The following is a 14,829-nucleotide window of genomic DNA, read 5'->3' on the forward strand; positions in this document are numbered from 1 at the left end:
GTAACGGGCCGGGCCGGGGGCATGATCGCGCCGTTCCGCCTCATCGTCCCTGCGCCTCATCGAGAGAGCACGACCTCACCCATGAAGACCCTCCCGCTCGCCGCCGCGTCCGCGGCCGCCCTGCTCGTGACCGCGCCCGTCCTGCTTCCCTGCCCCGCCTTTGCCGCAGACGGCGCCACCGCGCCCGAAACGGCCGTCCGCGACCTGACCAGGGCGCCGCGCATGGGGCCGTGGGGCTTCGACGCGGCCGGCATGGACCGCTCGGCGAAGCCCGGCGACGACTTCTTCCGCTACGCCAACGGCGTCTACATGGAGAAGCTGGAGATCCCGGCCGACCGCTCCAGTTACGGCGCCTTTAATGCCCTGGACGAACTGTCGCGCGACCGCCTGAAAGCGGTCATCGACAAGGCCTCGGCCGCCGGCGCCGCGCATGGGCCCGAGGCCAAGGTGGGCGCGCTCTACAAGAGCTACATGGACGAGGCGAAGGTGGAGGCCCTGGGAGCCAGGCCGCTGGCGCCCGACCTCGCTAAAATCCGCACCGCGACGAGCCGAGACGAGATCGCCCGGCTGATGGGCGCCACCGCCAAGGGCTTCGGCCGCAGCTTCTTCGATCCGCAGATCTACGACGACTCCAAGGACCCGCTGAAGTACGCCGTCTACCTCGGGCAGGGCGGCATCACGCTGCCCGACCGCGACTATTACCTCGACGACAGGTTCAAGCCGCAGCGCGAGGCCTACGAGGCCTACATCGCCAAGATGCTCAAGCTCGGGGGCTGGGCCAACCCGCAGGCCGGCGCCAAGGCGATCGTCGCCATGGAGACCGAGATCGCCAGGGTCTCCTGGACGCGCGCCGAGCGCCGCGACGACGACCGGACCTACAACCCCGTCGAGACCGCCAGGCTGGCGAGCTTCGCCCCCGGCTTCCCGTGGACCGCGTTCCTGGCCGGCGCCGACCTCGGCGCCGCCAAACGCGTCGTGGTCGCCGAGAACACGGCGTTCCCGAAGATCGCCCAGGTGTTCGCCAGGACCGACCTCGAGACGCTGAAGGCCTGGCTCGCCTTCACCACCATCGACCAGGCCTCGCCGTACCTCTCGAAGACCTTCGACCAGACCCGCTTCGAATTCCGCTCGAAGACGCTCTCAGGCGTCCAGCAACAGCGTCCGCGCTGGAAGCGTGCGGTCGACACCGTCGACGGCAACCTCGGCGAGGCGGTGGGGAAGCTCTACGTCGAGGCCTACTTCCCGCCCGAGAACAAGGCGCGGATGGAGGCCCTGGTCGGCGACATCCGCAGCGCGCTCGCCGCGCGCATCCGCAAGCTCGACTGGATGGGCGCCGAGACCAAGACCAAGGCCCTCGAGAAGCTCGCCAGGTTCAACGTGAAGATCGGCTACCCCGACAAGTGGCGGGACTACTCGGCGCTGGCGATCCGGGCGGACGACCTCTACGGCAACATCGAGCGCGCTTCGGCCTTCGAGTGGGACTATCGCGTGAGACGCATCAACGCCCCCGTCGACCGCGGCGAGTGGGAGATGACCCCGGGCACGATCAACGCCTACTACTCCTCGACGAAGAACGAGATCGTCTTCCCGGCCGCGATCCTGCAGCCGCCGTTCTTCGACCCCGAGGGCGACCCGGCCATCAACTACGGCGGCATCGGCGGCGTGATCGGCCACGAGATCACCCATGGCTTCGACGACCAGGGCCGCAAGTCCGACGGCGACGGCCGCCTGGCGGAATGGTGGACGGCCTCCGACGAAGCCCGATTCAACGCCCAGGCCAGGATCCTCGGCGAGCAGTACTCTGCCACCGAGATTCTGCCGGGCGCGAAGATCAACGGCGACCTGACCATGGGCGAGAACATCGCCGACCTGGGCGGCCTGTTGCTGGCGCTCGACGCCTACCACCTGTCGCTGAAGGGCCAGCCGGCCCCGGTCATCGACGGGCTCACGGGCGACCAGCGCGTGTTCCTGGGCTGGGCGCAGGTCTGGCGCGGCAAGTACCGCGACGACCTGATGAAGCAGATCCTGGTCAGCGACCCGCACTCGCCGCCCGTCGCCCGCGTCGACATCCCGATGAGGAACATCGACGCCTTCTACGAGGCCTTCGACGTGCAGCCCGGAGACCCGATGTACCTCCCGCCCGAGAAGCGCGTGCGGATCTGGTGAGGCTGTGAACCCCTTCGAGCCTCCGCGCGAGCGGAGGCTTCCTCATTTTTAGAACCGCGGAAGCGCGGAAGAACGCGGAACTTGCGCCGCGCCATTCCGCGTATTCCGCGGTTTCATTGAATCGGGAGCGCACCCCTGCGCGGCGTTTGCCTTTTGACTGACTTGTCGAAAATGGCGTGGACCGGGAAAAGAATCGGCCCGCAGCGGGGGATAGTCGCTGCGGGCCGCCTTGAGCAGTCGCTCTGATAGAGCGGGCGTTTCCTCCCCGAAACGCCGGAGACCTCAGGACTTGGCGCCTTCATGTCTCTCGCGATGTGACAGGACGGCAATTTTCTACCCGAGTCAACGGGGCCTCACCGCAAATTGAGCATGGGTGACGATAAAATCGCGGTTTGGAGGAACTTTTGCGTCGCCTTTTGACGTCATGGTCAAAAGACACGTTCTTTCAGTTGCTTGAACGACGGGCAGGCGACGTCGAAGACGAAGTCCGGCTTCGAGACCGTGACCGGCCCGAGCCCGGCCGTGCTGAGCGCGAGCGCCGAGTCCGCCACCTGCGCGGAGTCGACCAGCAGGCCGTTCGGCCGCCGCGACGCGCCGGCCACGACAAGCGCCGCGACGGCTGCGGCTTCGGCCGCATCGCCGCGGGCCGGCCAGGCCAGGGTCGCGCTCCTCAGCGCCGCGGCGCGGGCCTCGACGATGCGCAGCAGCCGCTCGGCCGCGGCCAGGGCCTCGTCGTCCCAGGCCGCGCGCAGGCTGGCGGCGAGTTGCGCCTGGCTCTTCAGCATCACGCCGTCGCTGAGCACCTTCAGCCCGTTGGCCTGCAGCGTCGCGCCGGTGGTGGTGATGTCGACCACCAGCTCCGCCGCGCCGGTCGCCGGCGCACCCTCGGTCGCGCCGCCCGACTCCACGATGCGATAGTCGGCCACGCCGTGCCGCGCGAAGAACACACGGGTCTGCGCCAGGTACTTCGTCGCCACCCGCATCCGCCGCCCCGTGCGCGACAGGTGCTCGTGGGCCACCTCCTCCAGGTCGGCCATGCTCTCGACGTCGAGCCAGCTCTTGGGCGCGGCCACCACCAGGTCGGCGCGGCCGAAGCCCAGCGCCCGCAGCAGCAGCACCCGGCTGTCCAGGTCCTCGCCGCGCTCGCGCAGCAGGTCCTCGCCGGTGACGCCCAGGTGGACCTCCCCCGCGTCCAGCGCATCGGCGATGTCGGCCGCCGACAGAAGCCGCACCTGTGCGCCCGGCACACCCTTCAGGCTGGCGACATAGCCGCGCGCGCCGCCGGTCACCTCGAGCCTGAGCCCGCTGTCCCCCAGCCAGCCTTCGACCTGTTCCTTCAGCCGCCCTTTGGACGGAATGGCGATGATCAGGCTCACGCTTCGCCCTCCGCCCCTTCGCCATCGCACCAGGCCCGCCAGGGGCGGACCATGCAGCCCACCGCGCGCGCGTCGCCGGCGCCGCCGAGCCGCGCCAGCAGCCCGTCGTAGCGGCCGCCCACGGCCACCGGCCGCTCAGGCCCGATCCCGGCCGAGCGCACCTCGAAGGTGATGCCGTCGTAGTAGTCGAAGGCGTGACCCAGCGCCGGCGTGAACCGGGTCGCGTCGGCGGGCGCGACGCGCGCGAGCTCCTGAAGCCGCGCCTCCCAGCCGCCGAGCGCCGCCTTCAGGGCGGCGTCGTTCCGGCCCGCCAGGTCCCGCACCTTGGCGAAGGCATAGGCCGGCTGATCGTCGATCGCCATGAAGGCGCGGACCGCGTCGGCCTGGCCCTCGCTCAGCGCCGGCGCCTTGGCCGCCTCGGCCTTGCGCACCAGCCGCGCGGCGATCTCCGCCGGTCCGCGGCCGCCCACAGGCTCCACGCCGGCCAGCGCCCAGACCTCCTCCAGCAGCACCGCGGCCTGCGTCTCGCTGAGGCCCGCCAGCAGTCCGGCGAGGGCGCCGCCGCCGTTCGCGTCCGACTCGCCCACGCGCGACAGCTCGTTCCAGAGCAGCCGCGGACGACCCGCCACGCGCTTCAGCCGCGCCGCGAGACCTTCCGGCAGGTCCAGGCTCTCCACGAAGGCCGAGAACAGCGCCACGTCGCCCAGCCAGAGCGACAGGTCCCCGCGCCCGCCCGCCCCGGCAGCCCGCCAGGCCAGGCCGGCGATCTCGGCGTCCGCCGCCTCCACGCTGCCGCCGCCGGGCGAAAACATCTCCAGCCCGACCTGCACGAACTCCTCGGGCCTGTCGGCGCCCGACGACGCCCGGAACGCGGCGCCCTCGTACCAGTAGGCGCCGGCCGCGCGGCCGCTTGCAATATGCTGGCGCGCGATGGCCACGGTGAAGTCCGGCCGCAGGCAATTCTCGGCCCCGCCTTCGGATTGCACCACGAACAGCCGCGCCCGCATCGCCTCGCCGGCGAGGTCGAGCAGCAGGTTCAGCGGCTGGAGCAGCGGCGCGTCGGCGCGCTCGGCGCCGGACGCCTCCAGGGGCGCGCGGACGTCGGCCGTCACGTCGGCCGGGACGGCGGGTTCGACGCGCATCAGCCTGCGGCGTCCAGGATGCGCCGCAGCGCCGCGACCAGCTCGCCCCGCGGGATCGTCTGCTGTCCCGGGCGTTCGGCTCGCCACTCGGCGTTGTCGGTGACTTTCGAGGCCAGCTCCCGGCCGAGGTCGAGGTCCTTCACGGTCACCGTCCCGGCCGCCAGTTCGTCGTCGCCGACGATGATGGCGGCGGGCGACAGCCGCCGGTCGGCGTACTTCATTTGCGCCTTCATGCCCGACGCGCCGAGGTAGACCTCCGCCGGGATTCCGGCGGCGCGCACCTCGCGGGCGACGGCGAAGTAGTCGGCCATGCGGTCGGGCGAGAACGCGATCACCACGACCGGCCCGCGCGCGGCCTTCGCCATGTCGCGGCCCGCGGCCCTGAGCGCCGAAGCCAGCCGCGAGACGCCGAACGAGAAGCCGGTGGCCGGCGTCCGCTCGCCCGTGAACCGCGCCACCAGATCGTCGTAGCGGCCGCCTCCGCCGATGGAGCCGAACCGCATCGGCTGGCCCTTTTCGTCCAGCGTCGAAAGCAGCAGTTCGGCCTCGAACACCGGACCGGTGTAGTATTCCAGCCCGCGCACGACCGACGGCTCGACGATGGCCCGGTCCGCGCCCACGCCGAGCCCCTTCAGCGCCGCGTCGATCGCGGCCAGTTCCGCCAGCCCCTCGTCGCCCTCGGCCGAGCCGCCGACCACATCGGCCAGCTTCGCCAGGGTCTCGGTCCGCCCGCCGACGCCCGCCGCCGTGAACGCCAGCACCCGCTCGGCCGCGGTCGCGTTGAGACCCGCGCCCTTGGTGAAGGCGCCGGACTCGTCCTTGCGGCCCTCGCCCAGCAGGAGCCGCACGCCGTCCGGCCCCAGCCGGTCCAGCTTGTCGACCGCACGCAGCACCGCGAGCTTCTGGCCCTCGTCGGTCACGCCGGCCGCCGCCATCAGGCCGTTGAGGAGTTTGCGGTTGTTGATCTTGATCACCGCCGAGCCCGCCGGCAGGCCGGCAGCCTCCAGCCCCTCGGCCACCATGGCGATGATCTCGGCGTCGGCCTCGGGCCGCGCAGACCCGACGGTGTCGGCGTCGCACTGTACGAACTCGCGGAAGCGGCCCGGCCCGGGCTTCTCGTTGCGCCACACCGGTCCGTAGGCGTAGCGCCGGAAGGGCTTGGGCAGCGTCTCCCAGTTCTGCGCGGCGAACCGCGCCAGCGGCGCCGTCAGGTCGTAGCGCAGCGCCACCCATTGCTCGTCGTCGTCCGTCAGGGCGAAGACACCCTCGTTGGGCCGGTCGGTGTCGGGCAGGAACTTGCCCAGCGCGTCGACGTATTCGAACGCGCCGGTCTCCAGCGGCTCGAAGCCCCAGCGCTCGTAGACCCCGCTGACCGCGGCCAGGATCGCCCGCTCGCCGACGACGTCGCGCGCGCGCCGGTCGATGAATCCGCGGGGCGTTCGGGCTTCGGGGCGCTCGCTCATGGCGGGGCGCTTAGCCTCTGGGGCGGTCTCACTCAAGGAAGGAAGGGCGTCCATGGTCGTCTCTCTGCGATTGAGGCGACGGACGAAGCTGGAGAAGGTCGAGCCCCGTCCGCGTTGGCGGGGCTTCGGGAGGGGTCCGCGTCAGGCCACGCGCACGCCGTCCGAACCCGCCCGGGTCGGATGGTGGTGATGGCCGTGATGGTGCGAGGACCGCGTCATGACGGCGGCGCTTCTAGTGCAAGTTCGTCGACGAGTCACGGTCCGGCACGTCCTCGGGCCAGAGTTCGTCGTCGCGGACCATCTCGAGCAGGAAGTCCGCCCGGCTCGCAAGCATGTCGGCAAACTCCACGGGGAGGCACGTGTCGCCGAGCGTCGCAGCGTCTTCGGGCGTGGCGGCGATCGCGCGCCGCCAGCTCTCTGCGAAGCGCCGCATGGCGCGTCTGGGATTGTTGCAGTCCTCCGAGGACGAGCAGTAGTCGGTGGGCAGATCGCCGCTGATGACCCACCATCCGACGGACCCGGGCGCTTTCAGGCTCTCCACGGCCCACACGGAGACGTACGGGGCCATGCGCCAGCCAGGCCATTCCCCGACCTGGCCATGGCGACCCGGCTGGCGCTGCAGGTAGTCGACGACCTGATCGCGCATCTCCGCGCACCAGGCCTCCTCCTCGTCCGGGGTCAGTTCATCGTCGTCATCGCTCATCACGAGAACATATCAGGCACGCGCCGGAACGCGAAGCCGCGGCCGGGGAAGCCCTCTAGGCCGATCGCGCGCGCAAGCTCATGTTGTCTCCCAACGACAAGGGAGGACGACCATGGCCGACGATCCCGGCGCCGCGGCGACCACGCACGAGGTGATCGACCTCTGGTCCGACCCGCCGCCGCGCACCATCGAGGGCGTCCCGCCCGAGAGCACGTTCAGCCCGCCGGCCGGTCTCGCCGCCCGCACGACGATGCTGCGCAACGTCTCGCACCCGACGCTGACGGTCTATCGGCCGACGGTCGCCGCGAACGGGTCCAGCGTGGTCGTCTGCCCGGGCGGCGGCTGGTCGATCCTGGCGTGGACGCACGAGGGGACCGACGTCGCGGAGTGGTTCGCCGCGCGCGGCTACACCGCCTTCCTGCTCAAGTACCGCGTCTCGGCCACGCCCGCCGATCCGCTCGCCTTCGCCGCGCGGATGGCGCGGAACGACAGCCTGCTCTCCGAGCCGCTCACCGCCGCCAGGGCGCCGAAGGCCATGGGCGACATCGTCCGCGACGAGCGCCTGCTCTACGCCCGCGACATCGCCGCCGACGACGGCCGGCGCGCCCTGGCCGTCGTGCGCCAGCGCGCGGGCGAGTACGGCCTCGACCCGGAGAGGATCGGCATGATCGGCTTCTCCGCCGGCGCCTTCCTGATCGTCGACGTGGCCATGGACCCGCAGGGCCCGCCGCCGGCCTTCATCGCCCCCATCTACGGCGGCGAGACCAGGGGCCGGCCCGTCCCCGCCGACGCCCCGCCGATCTTCACCGTCATCGCCCACGACGACCGGCTGCTGTTCCACATGGTCGAGGGGCTCTACCTCGACTGGTCGGCGGCCGACCGCCCGTCGGAGCTGCACATCTTCGCCCGGGGGACGCACGGCTTCGGCATGGTGCGCCAGGGCGCCCCGTCCGACCGCTGGATCGACCTCCTGGGAGCCTGGCTCGCGGACAACGGCTTCGGATGACGGCGGCGCGGCAAATCTCGTTTGCCGGCCGCTGAACTTTATTCGGTAGGTGGGGCGCGAGGCCCGCCCCTACGGTCCGGGCGTCATGATCGCCAAAACGACCGCCGGGGCCCGCGAACGTCCTCACTTCGGCTGGCTCTCGATCGGCCTCTACGGCGCAGGATCAATCTCGAACTCGGTCAAGTCGAGCGGCCTCGCGACGTTCCTGATGATCTTCTACAATCAGGTGATGGGCCTGCCGGCCAGCCTGGTGGGCCTCGGCATCGGCTTCGCCCTGGTCGTCGACGCCTTCATCGACCCTGCGGTCGGGCAGCTCTCGGACAACACCCGCACCCGCTGGGGCCGCCGGCACCCGTTCATGTACGCGGCGGCCGCGCCGGTCGCGATCTGCTTCTTCCTGATCTGGAACCCGCCCAGCGGTCTCGAGGGCCTGCGGCTGTTCGCCTACATGATGGCCTGCCTGCTCACGATCCGGCTCTTCGACACCTTCTTCGAACTGCCGTCGTCGGCCCTGATGCCGGAACTCGTCGAGGGCTACGACCGGCGCACGGTCGTGGTCGCGGTGCGGGTGCTGATGAGCACGCTGGGCAGCATGGGCATGACCGTCTTCGCCTATCAGGTGGCGATGAAGGAGCAGCCCGGCGGCGGGGGCGGCGTGCTGGCGAAGGACGGATACTTCTCCTATTCCATCGTCGGCGCCCTGGTGATCGCGACCACCATCCTGATCTCCTCGATCGCCACCCACCGCTTCATCCCGTGGCTGCGCCAGGCGGGCCCCGCCGCCCGCACCAACCACCTGAAGCAGATCTTCGAGGTGCTGAAGAACCGCGCCTTCCTCACCATCATGGGCTCCGGCGCGCTGGTGTATCTCGTCGCCGGCATCACCCAGGGGCTGGCGATCTACATCTCGCTCTTCTTCTGGCAGCTCACCCAGGGGCAGCTCGCCATACTGGCCGCGACCACGGCGGCCGCCAGCCTCACGGGCGTCATCCTGGCGCCGCAACTGACCCGGCGGATCGGCAAGAAGGAGGCCGCCCTGATCGGCTACTTCGTGGGCGCGATGGGCGAACTCACGCCGTTCATCCTGCGGCTGCTCGGCGTGGCGCCCGAGAACGGCGACCCGGCGCTCTTCTACCTGCTGGCGGCCGGGCGCTTCGTGAACTTCGTTTCCTGGAGCGTCACCGGCATCTGCATCTCGGCGATGATCGCCGACGTGGTCGAGGACAACGCGGTCAGGACGGGCCGGCGCTCGGAAGGCTTCCTGTTCGCCGCCGACAGCCTCTTCAAGAAGATCGCCTCGGCGGGCGGGCCGGCGCTGGCGGGCCTGGTGCTCTCGGCCGCCCACTTCCCCATCGGCGCCAGGAAGGGCGAGGTCGCGCCCGAGGTGCTGCAGACCCTCATCACGCTCTACCTGCCGATGCTGGTGGCGATCTACACGGTCTCGATGAGCATCATGGCGTTCTACAACATCGACCGCCATGCCCACGCCGCCAACCTGGAGGCCCTGAAGCGGGCCTAGGCGGCGGCGGGCTTGCGCAGCAGGACCGGCGTGTAGTCGACGCGCTCGCCCTTGGCGTTCTTCACGCCGGGGGCCAGGTCTTCCTTCGTGCCCAGCTCGCGCAGCAGGCTGGCGAACTCGAACGCGATCCCGTCGGGGTCGCGGAAGTACATCGAGCGGATCCAGGTGTCGGCGTCGGGCTTTTCGCCGAACGGGTCGGAGCTGCCGTGGTTGATCGTGCGCACCGTGACGCCGCGGGCCCGCATGGCGGCCAGGATCTCGTCGAAACGCTCGGCCGGGATGTCCAGCGCCACGTGGTTCATCGAGGCGATCGCCGTCTTCGCGCCGTCCTTGCGGATGTCCAGCGGCTGCGACGCGATGCCGGGCGCGAAGGCCGGCGCGTCGGCGAACGTCATGTACGAGAGCATCGCCCCGGCCCCCATGTCGTGGAAGCTGTGCTGTCCGCCGCCGGGCAGCTCTTCCATCTTGACCAGCGGGATGCCGATCTCCTCCCAGAATTTCACGGTTTCGTACATGTCGGAGCAGACGAGGGCGACGTGGCTCAGGCCGCGGGTCGGGACATTGGACATTCGGAACCTCCCTCCGCCGATCCTCCGGCGGGCTTCGGGGCCGAAGGCTACACCCAACGCGAAGGCCCCCTCCACGACGTAAAATTTTGTCGCCCGGCAACGCGCATTTGCTTCGGGGCGGGCGGCGCCTGCGGCGCCGAACCGGCCGTTCCGCCTCATCCCGCTCGACGGCGGCGTCGGACTGGCGTTAGATGGCGGAAATTGAGAGTCGTTCTCAATTGTCGGGCTGCCGACGGTTCGAGGCCCATGGAAGCTCCGAAAGCCGCCAAGTCCCTCGCCGCCCTGGGTCACGAGGGCCGCCTCATGGCCTTCCGCCTGCTCGTCGAGGCGGGCCCGGGCGGACTGCCGGCCGGCGAGATCGCGCGGCGCACCGGCGTCTTGCAGAACACCTCGTCCAGCAATCTGAACGTCCTGGCCGCCGCCGGCCTCGTCGCCTCCCGGCGCGACGGCCGCTCGATCATCTACAGCGTTTCGCACGAGCACTTCGGCGAGCTGATGGAGTACCTGGTTCAGGACTGCTGCGGAGGACGGCCCGACCTCTGCGCGCCCTTCTTCGCCCGGCTGCTGGAGTCCTGCTCGGCCGGAGGCCCCTACGAGGGGCGCGGGCTCGGCGCCGACCGGAACAACGGCGACTGCTGCTGAGCCGGTACGAGCCGGCCCGGCATCCCGATCGACCCGATCAGGCGTCGGTCCGAGGCTGCTGGGCGTCGAGGCGCAGCCGCATCTCGACCTCCAGTCCCTCGACCGCCCAGTCGAAGCGGATGTCGCCCTGCATCAGCCGGCCCAGTTCGCGGATCAGCCGGGAGCCGAAGCCCTCACGGGTCGGCGGCGCCACGTCCGGCCCCCCGCGTTCGCGCCACGTCAGCGTCAGCTCGTCGCCGCGGCGCGTCCAGCTCACGCCGACCCGCCCGCCGTCCTGGGAGAGCCCGCCGTACTTGGCCGCGTTGATGGCGAGTTCGTGCAGCGCCATGCTCATGTTCTGGACGTGCCCGGCCTTCAGCAGCACATACGGCCCCTCGATTGCGTAGCGGCCGGCGTCGGCCAGGGCCGCCAGCTCGCGCTCCACCACCTCGGTCAACGCCGCACCTTCCCAGCGGCGGGCGACCAGAGAGGTCTGCGCCCGCGCCAGCGCCTCGACGCGCCCCGTGAGGATCCGCCGATAGGTGTCGACGTCGGGCGCCGAGGTCAGCCGCAGGAGCGACTGCACCACCGTCAGCGAATTGCGCGCCCGATGATCCACCTCGCGCATCAGAAGCTCGCGGGCCTCCTCGCTGCGCCGCTCCAGCACCTCGCCGGTGACGTCCTGCACCGCGCTCAGGATATAGCCCAGGCGGCCATCGGGCATGAACACCGGCGCGTTCACGGCCGACCAGAAGCGCTCGTCGCTCGCGCCGTCGGCCCGCTGGATCGGAAAGGCCCGCACGCCCATCGCGTGCGCCTTGCCTTCCGAAAGCACCGCCGCGAACGACTGCCGGATCGCCTCGACGAACACGTCGACCTCGCGGCTGACCCCCTTCGGAAAGACCTCGATCACGCCGCGCCCCAGCAACGCCGCGGCCTCCGTGCGGAAGGCGCGGGCGTGGGCGGCGTTCACCGCCGCCATCGTGAACTTCGGCGGATCGGCGGCGACGAGCAGCAAGGGCCGCGGCGAGGCGTCGAACGCCGCCCGGAACGTCACATCGTCCACATGCGGTCCCAGGCTGTCGGCCAGATCGCGGGTCACCGGACCTCTCCAGATCGGGTGGGCAATGGGCGGCAAGCCGCCGCCGCCGTCAACCGCTCGGCAGGACGCCGCCAACTCTTCGGAGAAAGTTTACCAGACTCGTCAAGGATAACCGACGACGCGAGGCCTCGGGGGTAAGTAGCGTGCAGGATCGGACGTTCCGCAGTCTGCGGGGCCTTGAGAAGACGGCCTCGACCTCGCGCGTGCTCAATCTGGCCGCGCTGCTCGTGCGCAACGCCGACAATCCCGCCCACGCCGCGAACCCGTTCTTCGTCGCCGACCCGCTGAACGGCGCGGTCATCGTCCGCCACCGTCTGCGCGGCTCCGAGCGCGAGGGGTTCACCGACCACCGCTACAGCGCCACCAAGCTGATCATCCCCTTCGCACGCGAAGACCTGGGCCTGGGCGGCCGCTCGGTGTTCGTCGCCGAGAAGGGCTGGCGCGAGGCGTTCGAGGTGCTGCGCGGCGAGGCGGGCGACCTGGAGCGCGACGTGGCCGTTCTGGAAGCGATCGACGAGCTGCCGTCGCTGGATCCGTTCCTGCTGCGCGAGCACCTGAAGCGCCGCAGCTTCACCATCAGCCCCAGCCATTTCGACATCTCCGGCCCGGACCTGACGCGCATGCAGCGCTTCGTCGGCACCGAGATCGCCAAGCTGATCGAGCTGGCCTACCGCGACTCCGACGGGCTGGAAGGCAACATCAACCGCCTGGTCGAGGCGCTGCTGGTCTCCAAGTCGGACGAGCGCCTGGAGCCGCTGCGCCTGACGCTCCGCCTGGAAAAGGAGAACTACCAGGAGGGGATCTTCGCCTGGAAGGGCTTCCTCTACTACAAGTGGGTGCTGAATACCCTCTGGGGCCAGGTGAAGGACGTGTTCGCCGAACTCATGCGGGCCAAGGTGGCCGGCATCATCGACAGCGCCACCCGCAGCGAGATCGAGGAGACGAAACTGCGGCTCCGCACCAAGCTGGAGCGCCAGGTGCGCGCGGTGCGGACCCAGCTCAAGATCTACGACGACGTGTTCGCCGAGTTGACGGCCAGCGGCAACGCCCTGGGCTTCCGCGACTTCCTGCTGAAGTCGCCCGACATGTTCCTCACCCTGGGCGAGGGCTGCGGCCTGATCAGCCACATCGCCACCTACTGGCGCTACCAGTTCCCCCACGGCCGCACGCTGGTGGCCGACGCCGGGACCCTCCTGGACATCCTGCAGGACTTCGACGCCGGCCTCGGGCAGGAAGACGCGCCGCCCGCCACAGCGGCCGCGGCCGCCTGAGGGGCCTGTTCGCGAAGGGTTAACCACGTTCGCCGACCCTCGCAGGTCCGAGGCCGAGGTTCCCATGATCGAGATCACCCGCGAGATCGCCGGCGCGCCCGACTACGAGGTCGGCAAGCCGCGCACCGCCGGCCTCGCCTACGACATCACCTGGCCGCAGGAGGGCGAGGCGCCGGGGCTGGCGCTGGTGATCTCGGGATTCGGCGACGATACGGCCAGCGACTACAGCGCGGGCCTGCGGCGCCACATCGTCGAGACCACGGGCATGGGCGCCGTCAGCGTGCGCTACCACGCCTTCCATGCGCGGCCGACCAACGGAGGTGCGATCTCGATCGACCCGTCCGAACAGGCCTACCTGATCGGCGCGGCGATCCTGGCCAAGGCCCAGGTCCGGAACATCACCGACTTCCGCGAGGTCGTGCAGGCCCTGGCCGCCGCCAAGGCCAACGTCGCGCCGAAGGTCTGGATCGACCCGGCGCATGGCGAGCGGCAGAACTTCGGCCTCATCCAGGCGCTCGACCACCTGCTGGTCATCGGTGACCTGATGGAGAACGCCCCGCCCTTCGACGCCGGCCGGATCGTGGCGCTGGGCTCGTCGCACGGCGCCTACATCGCCCACCTGATGGCCAAGATCGCGCCCTCGACCCTGGCCGCCATCATCGACAATTCGGCCTATGCCCAGCCGCCGATGAACTTCCTGGCGATGGGCGACCTGCCCGAGATCACGATCGGCTACGAGGGCCTGAACCTGCACGCCCGCACCCGCAGCGCGTGGACGCTGAGCGACCGCAACGCGCCCGACTTCTACAGCCGCGACCGCGACCTGATCCGCGACCTGCGCTACCCGCCGCACATCGCCGCCCAGCGCGCGGCGGCGGAGGACGCCGGCACGCAGTACTTCATGGTCAACGCCGCCTGGGACCCTGTCTCGCCGCCCGAGGTGAAGCAGCGCCAGCAGGCGGCGCTCGCCCGCGCCGGCTTCGCCGCCGAACTCGACATCATCGGCGAGGACCGGATCGACGGGCGGCTCTTCAAGACCGTGAGCCACGGCCTGGGCTGCTCGCTGAAGGGCCTCTTCGACCGCTACATCGGCCGCGTGCGGAACCGCGAGGTTTCGCCCGACGCCGTCCAGGCCACGATGACCGACTACGCCTGCGTGGACCGCGGCTACCGCTTCCGCCACAGCCCGGTCGCGCCCTACGTCACCTGCGAGGTCTACGACCTGTTCGAGGACGCAGTGGTCCAGGCCGGATCGGCGGCCGCGGCCTGACACGACCCCTCTAGGCTCCCGCGGCCCGGCGTCCTAAAAGCCGGCCATGCGAGAGATCAGCCATTTCATCGACGGCGCCGTGTATGTGGGCGCTTCGGGCCGCTACGGCGACGTGATGAACCCGAACACGGGCGAGGCGCAGGCGCGGGTGGCGTTCGCGACGGAGGCGGAGGTGGACCTGGCGGTCCGCTCGGCGGTGCGCGCGCAGCAGACCTGGGCGGTGGTGAACCCGCAGCGCCGCGCCCGCGTGATGTTCGAGTTCAAGCGGCTGGTCGAGGCGCGCATGGACGAGCTGGCCGAGGTCCTGTCGAGCGAGCACGGCAAGGTCATCGCCGACAGCAAGGGCGACATCCAGAGAGGGCTGGAGGTCATCGAGTTCGCCTGCGGCATCCCGCACGCGCTGAAGGGCGAGTACACCGAAGGCGCCGGGCCCGGCATCGACGTCTACTCGATGCGCCAGCCGCTGGGCGTGGGGGCGGGCATCACGCCGTTCAACTTCCCGGGCATGATCCCGATGTGGATGTTCGGGGTGTCGATCGCGGTGGGCAACAGCTTCATCCTGAAGCCGTCGGAGAAGGACCCGACGGTCCCGGTGAAGCTGGCCGAGCTGATGATGGAGGC

Annotated in this window: 13 protein-coding genes; 7 read left to right on the forward strand and 6 right to left on the reverse strand. The window is 70.5% G+C overall.

Going from position 1 to position 14,829, the window contains the following annotated elements; all coding sequences use genetic code 11:
* Positions 1–81: 81 nt before the first annotated feature.
* Positions 82–2,166 (forward strand): M13-type metalloendopeptidase, encoded by a 2,085-nt coding sequence (locus JNL41_RS08765; protein ID WP_293474083.1) that lies wholly within the window; start codon positions 82–84, stop codon positions 2,164–2,166.
* 428 nt (positions 2,167–2,594) lie between these two features.
* Here the strand turns inward: JNL41_RS08765 and hisG are convergent, their stop codons facing one another.
* The 4 genes from hisG to JNL41_RS08785 all read right to left on the reverse strand — a co-directional run bounded on the left by hisG (position 2,595) and on the right by JNL41_RS08785 (position 6,850).
* Positions 2,595–3,536, reverse strand: coding sequence for an ATP phosphoribosyltransferase (gene hisG, locus JNL41_RS08770; RefSeq protein WP_293474106.1), 942 nt, complete (start codon positions 3,534–3,536; stop codon positions 2,595–2,597).
* A 2-nt stretch (positions 3,537–3,538) separates the two neighbouring features.
* On the reverse strand, positions 3,539–4,684 hold the full coding sequence (locus JNL41_RS08775) for an ATP phosphoribosyltransferase regulatory subunit (RefSeq protein ID WP_293474085.1): 1,146 nt from the start codon (positions 4,682–4,684) through the stop codon (positions 3,539–3,541).
* Positions 4,684–6,201 carry a histidine--tRNA ligase gene (gene hisS / locus JNL41_RS08780; RefSeq protein ID WP_293474087.1) on the reverse strand — a complete coding sequence of 506 codons (1,518 nt, stop codon included), beginning with the start codon at positions 6,199–6,201 and terminating at the stop codon, positions 4,684–4,686. The genes JNL41_RS08775 and hisS overlap by 1 nt, the downstream gene beginning before the upstream one ends.
* A 178-nt stretch (positions 6,202–6,379) precedes the next feature.
* Complete coding sequence (locus JNL41_RS08785) at positions 6,380–6,850, reverse strand: DUF4826 family protein (protein ID WP_293474089.1); 471 nt, start codon at positions 6,848–6,850, stop codon at positions 6,380–6,382.
* Positions 6,851–6,962: 112 nt separating this feature from the next.
* Here JNL41_RS08785 and JNL41_RS08790 point away from each other — a divergent pair, with 112 nt between their 5' ends.
* Positions 6,963–7,856: a dienelactone hydrolase family protein gene (locus JNL41_RS08790; protein ID WP_293474091.1), complete on the forward strand. Its 894-nt coding sequence runs from the start codon at positions 6,963–6,965 to the stop codon at positions 7,854–7,856.
* A gap of 85 nt (positions 7,857–7,941) precedes the next feature.
* A complete protein-coding gene (locus JNL41_RS08795; protein ID WP_293474093.1) occupies positions 7,942–9,375 on the forward strand; it encodes an MFS transporter in 1,434 nt (477 codons plus the stop codon).
* Here JNL41_RS08795 and JNL41_RS08800 read toward each other — a convergent pair.
* Positions 9,372–9,944: a VOC family protein gene (locus JNL41_RS08800; RefSeq protein WP_293474094.1), complete on the reverse strand. Its 573-nt coding sequence runs from the start codon at positions 9,942–9,944 to the stop codon at positions 9,372–9,374. The genes JNL41_RS08795 and JNL41_RS08800 overlap by 4 nt on opposite strands.
* A gap of 246 nt (positions 9,945–10,190) precedes the next feature.
* Between JNL41_RS08800 and JNL41_RS08805 the strand changes: the two genes are divergently transcribed.
* Positions 10,191–10,586 carry a helix-turn-helix transcriptional regulator gene (locus tag JNL41_RS08805; protein ID WP_293474096.1) on the forward strand — a complete coding sequence of 132 codons (396 nt, stop codon included), beginning with the start codon at positions 10,191–10,193 and terminating at the stop codon, positions 10,584–10,586.
* A gap of 37 nt (positions 10,587–10,623) precedes the next feature.
* On the opposite strand, the gene JNL41_RS08810 is transcribed toward JNL41_RS08805, so the two are convergent.
* Positions 10,624–11,667 (reverse strand): HWE histidine kinase domain-containing protein, encoded by a 1,044-nt coding sequence (locus JNL41_RS08810; protein ID WP_293474098.1) that lies wholly within the window; start codon positions 11,665–11,667, stop codon positions 10,624–10,626.
* A gap of 143 nt (positions 11,668–11,810) precedes the next feature.
* Here JNL41_RS08810 and JNL41_RS08815 point away from each other — a divergent pair, with 143 nt between their 5' ends.
* The 3 genes from JNL41_RS08815 to JNL41_RS08825 all read left to right on the forward strand — a co-directional run.
* On the forward strand, positions 11,811–12,938 hold the full coding sequence (locus JNL41_RS08815) for a hypothetical protein (protein WP_293474100.1): 1,128 nt from the start codon (positions 11,811–11,813) through the stop codon (positions 12,936–12,938).
* 64 nt (positions 12,939–13,002) lie between these two features.
* Positions 13,003–14,208 (forward strand): DUF2920 family protein, encoded by a 1,206-nt coding sequence (locus tag JNL41_RS08820; protein WP_293474102.1) that lies wholly within the window; start codon positions 13,003–13,005, stop codon positions 14,206–14,208.
* Positions 14,209–14,254: 46 nt separating this feature from the next.
* Positions 14,255–14,829 (forward strand): aldehyde dehydrogenase family protein (locus JNL41_RS08825; RefSeq protein ID WP_293474104.1); only part of this gene is annotated, 575 nt, incomplete at its 3' end.

Source organism: Phenylobacterium sp., from assembly GCF_016793285.1.
Taxonomy (GTDB): Bacteria; Pseudomonadota; Alphaproteobacteria; order Caulobacterales; family Caulobacteraceae; genus Phenylobacterium.

Excerpts from the sequence above, each read along its gene's own strand:
- JNL41_RS08765 (WP_293474083.1), top strand. The coding sequence starts at position 82 with ATGAAGACCCTCCCGCTCGCCGCCGCGTCCGCGGCCGCCCTGCTCGTG.
- JNL41_RS08775 (WP_293474085.1), bottom strand. The coding sequence starts at position 4,684 with ATGCGCGTCGAACCCGCCGTCCCGGCCGACGTGACGGCCGACGTCCGC.
- hisS (WP_293474087.1), bottom strand. The coding sequence starts at position 6,201 with ATGGACGCCCTTCCTTCCTTGAGTGAGACCGCCCCAGAGGCTAAGCGC.
- JNL41_RS08785 (WP_293474089.1), bottom strand. The coding sequence starts at position 6,850 with ATGAGCGATGACGACGATGAACTGACCCCGGACGAGGAGGAGGCCTGG.
- JNL41_RS08790 (WP_293474091.1), top strand. The coding sequence starts at position 6,963 with ATGGCCGACGATCCCGGCGCCGCGGCGACCACGCACGAGGTGATCGAC.
- JNL41_RS08795 (WP_293474093.1), top strand. The coding sequence starts at position 7,942 with ATGATCGCCAAAACGACCGCCGGGGCCCGCGAACGTCCTCACTTCGGC.
- JNL41_RS08800 (WP_293474094.1), bottom strand. The coding sequence starts at position 9,944 with ATGTCCAATGTCCCGACCCGCGGCCTGAGCCACGTCGCCCTCGTCTGC.
- JNL41_RS08805 (WP_293474096.1), top strand. The coding sequence starts at position 10,191 with ATGGAAGCTCCGAAAGCCGCCAAGTCCCTCGCCGCCCTGGGTCACGAG.
- JNL41_RS08820 (WP_293474102.1), top strand. The coding sequence starts at position 13,003 with ATGATCGAGATCACCCGCGAGATCGCCGGCGCGCCCGACTACGAGGTC.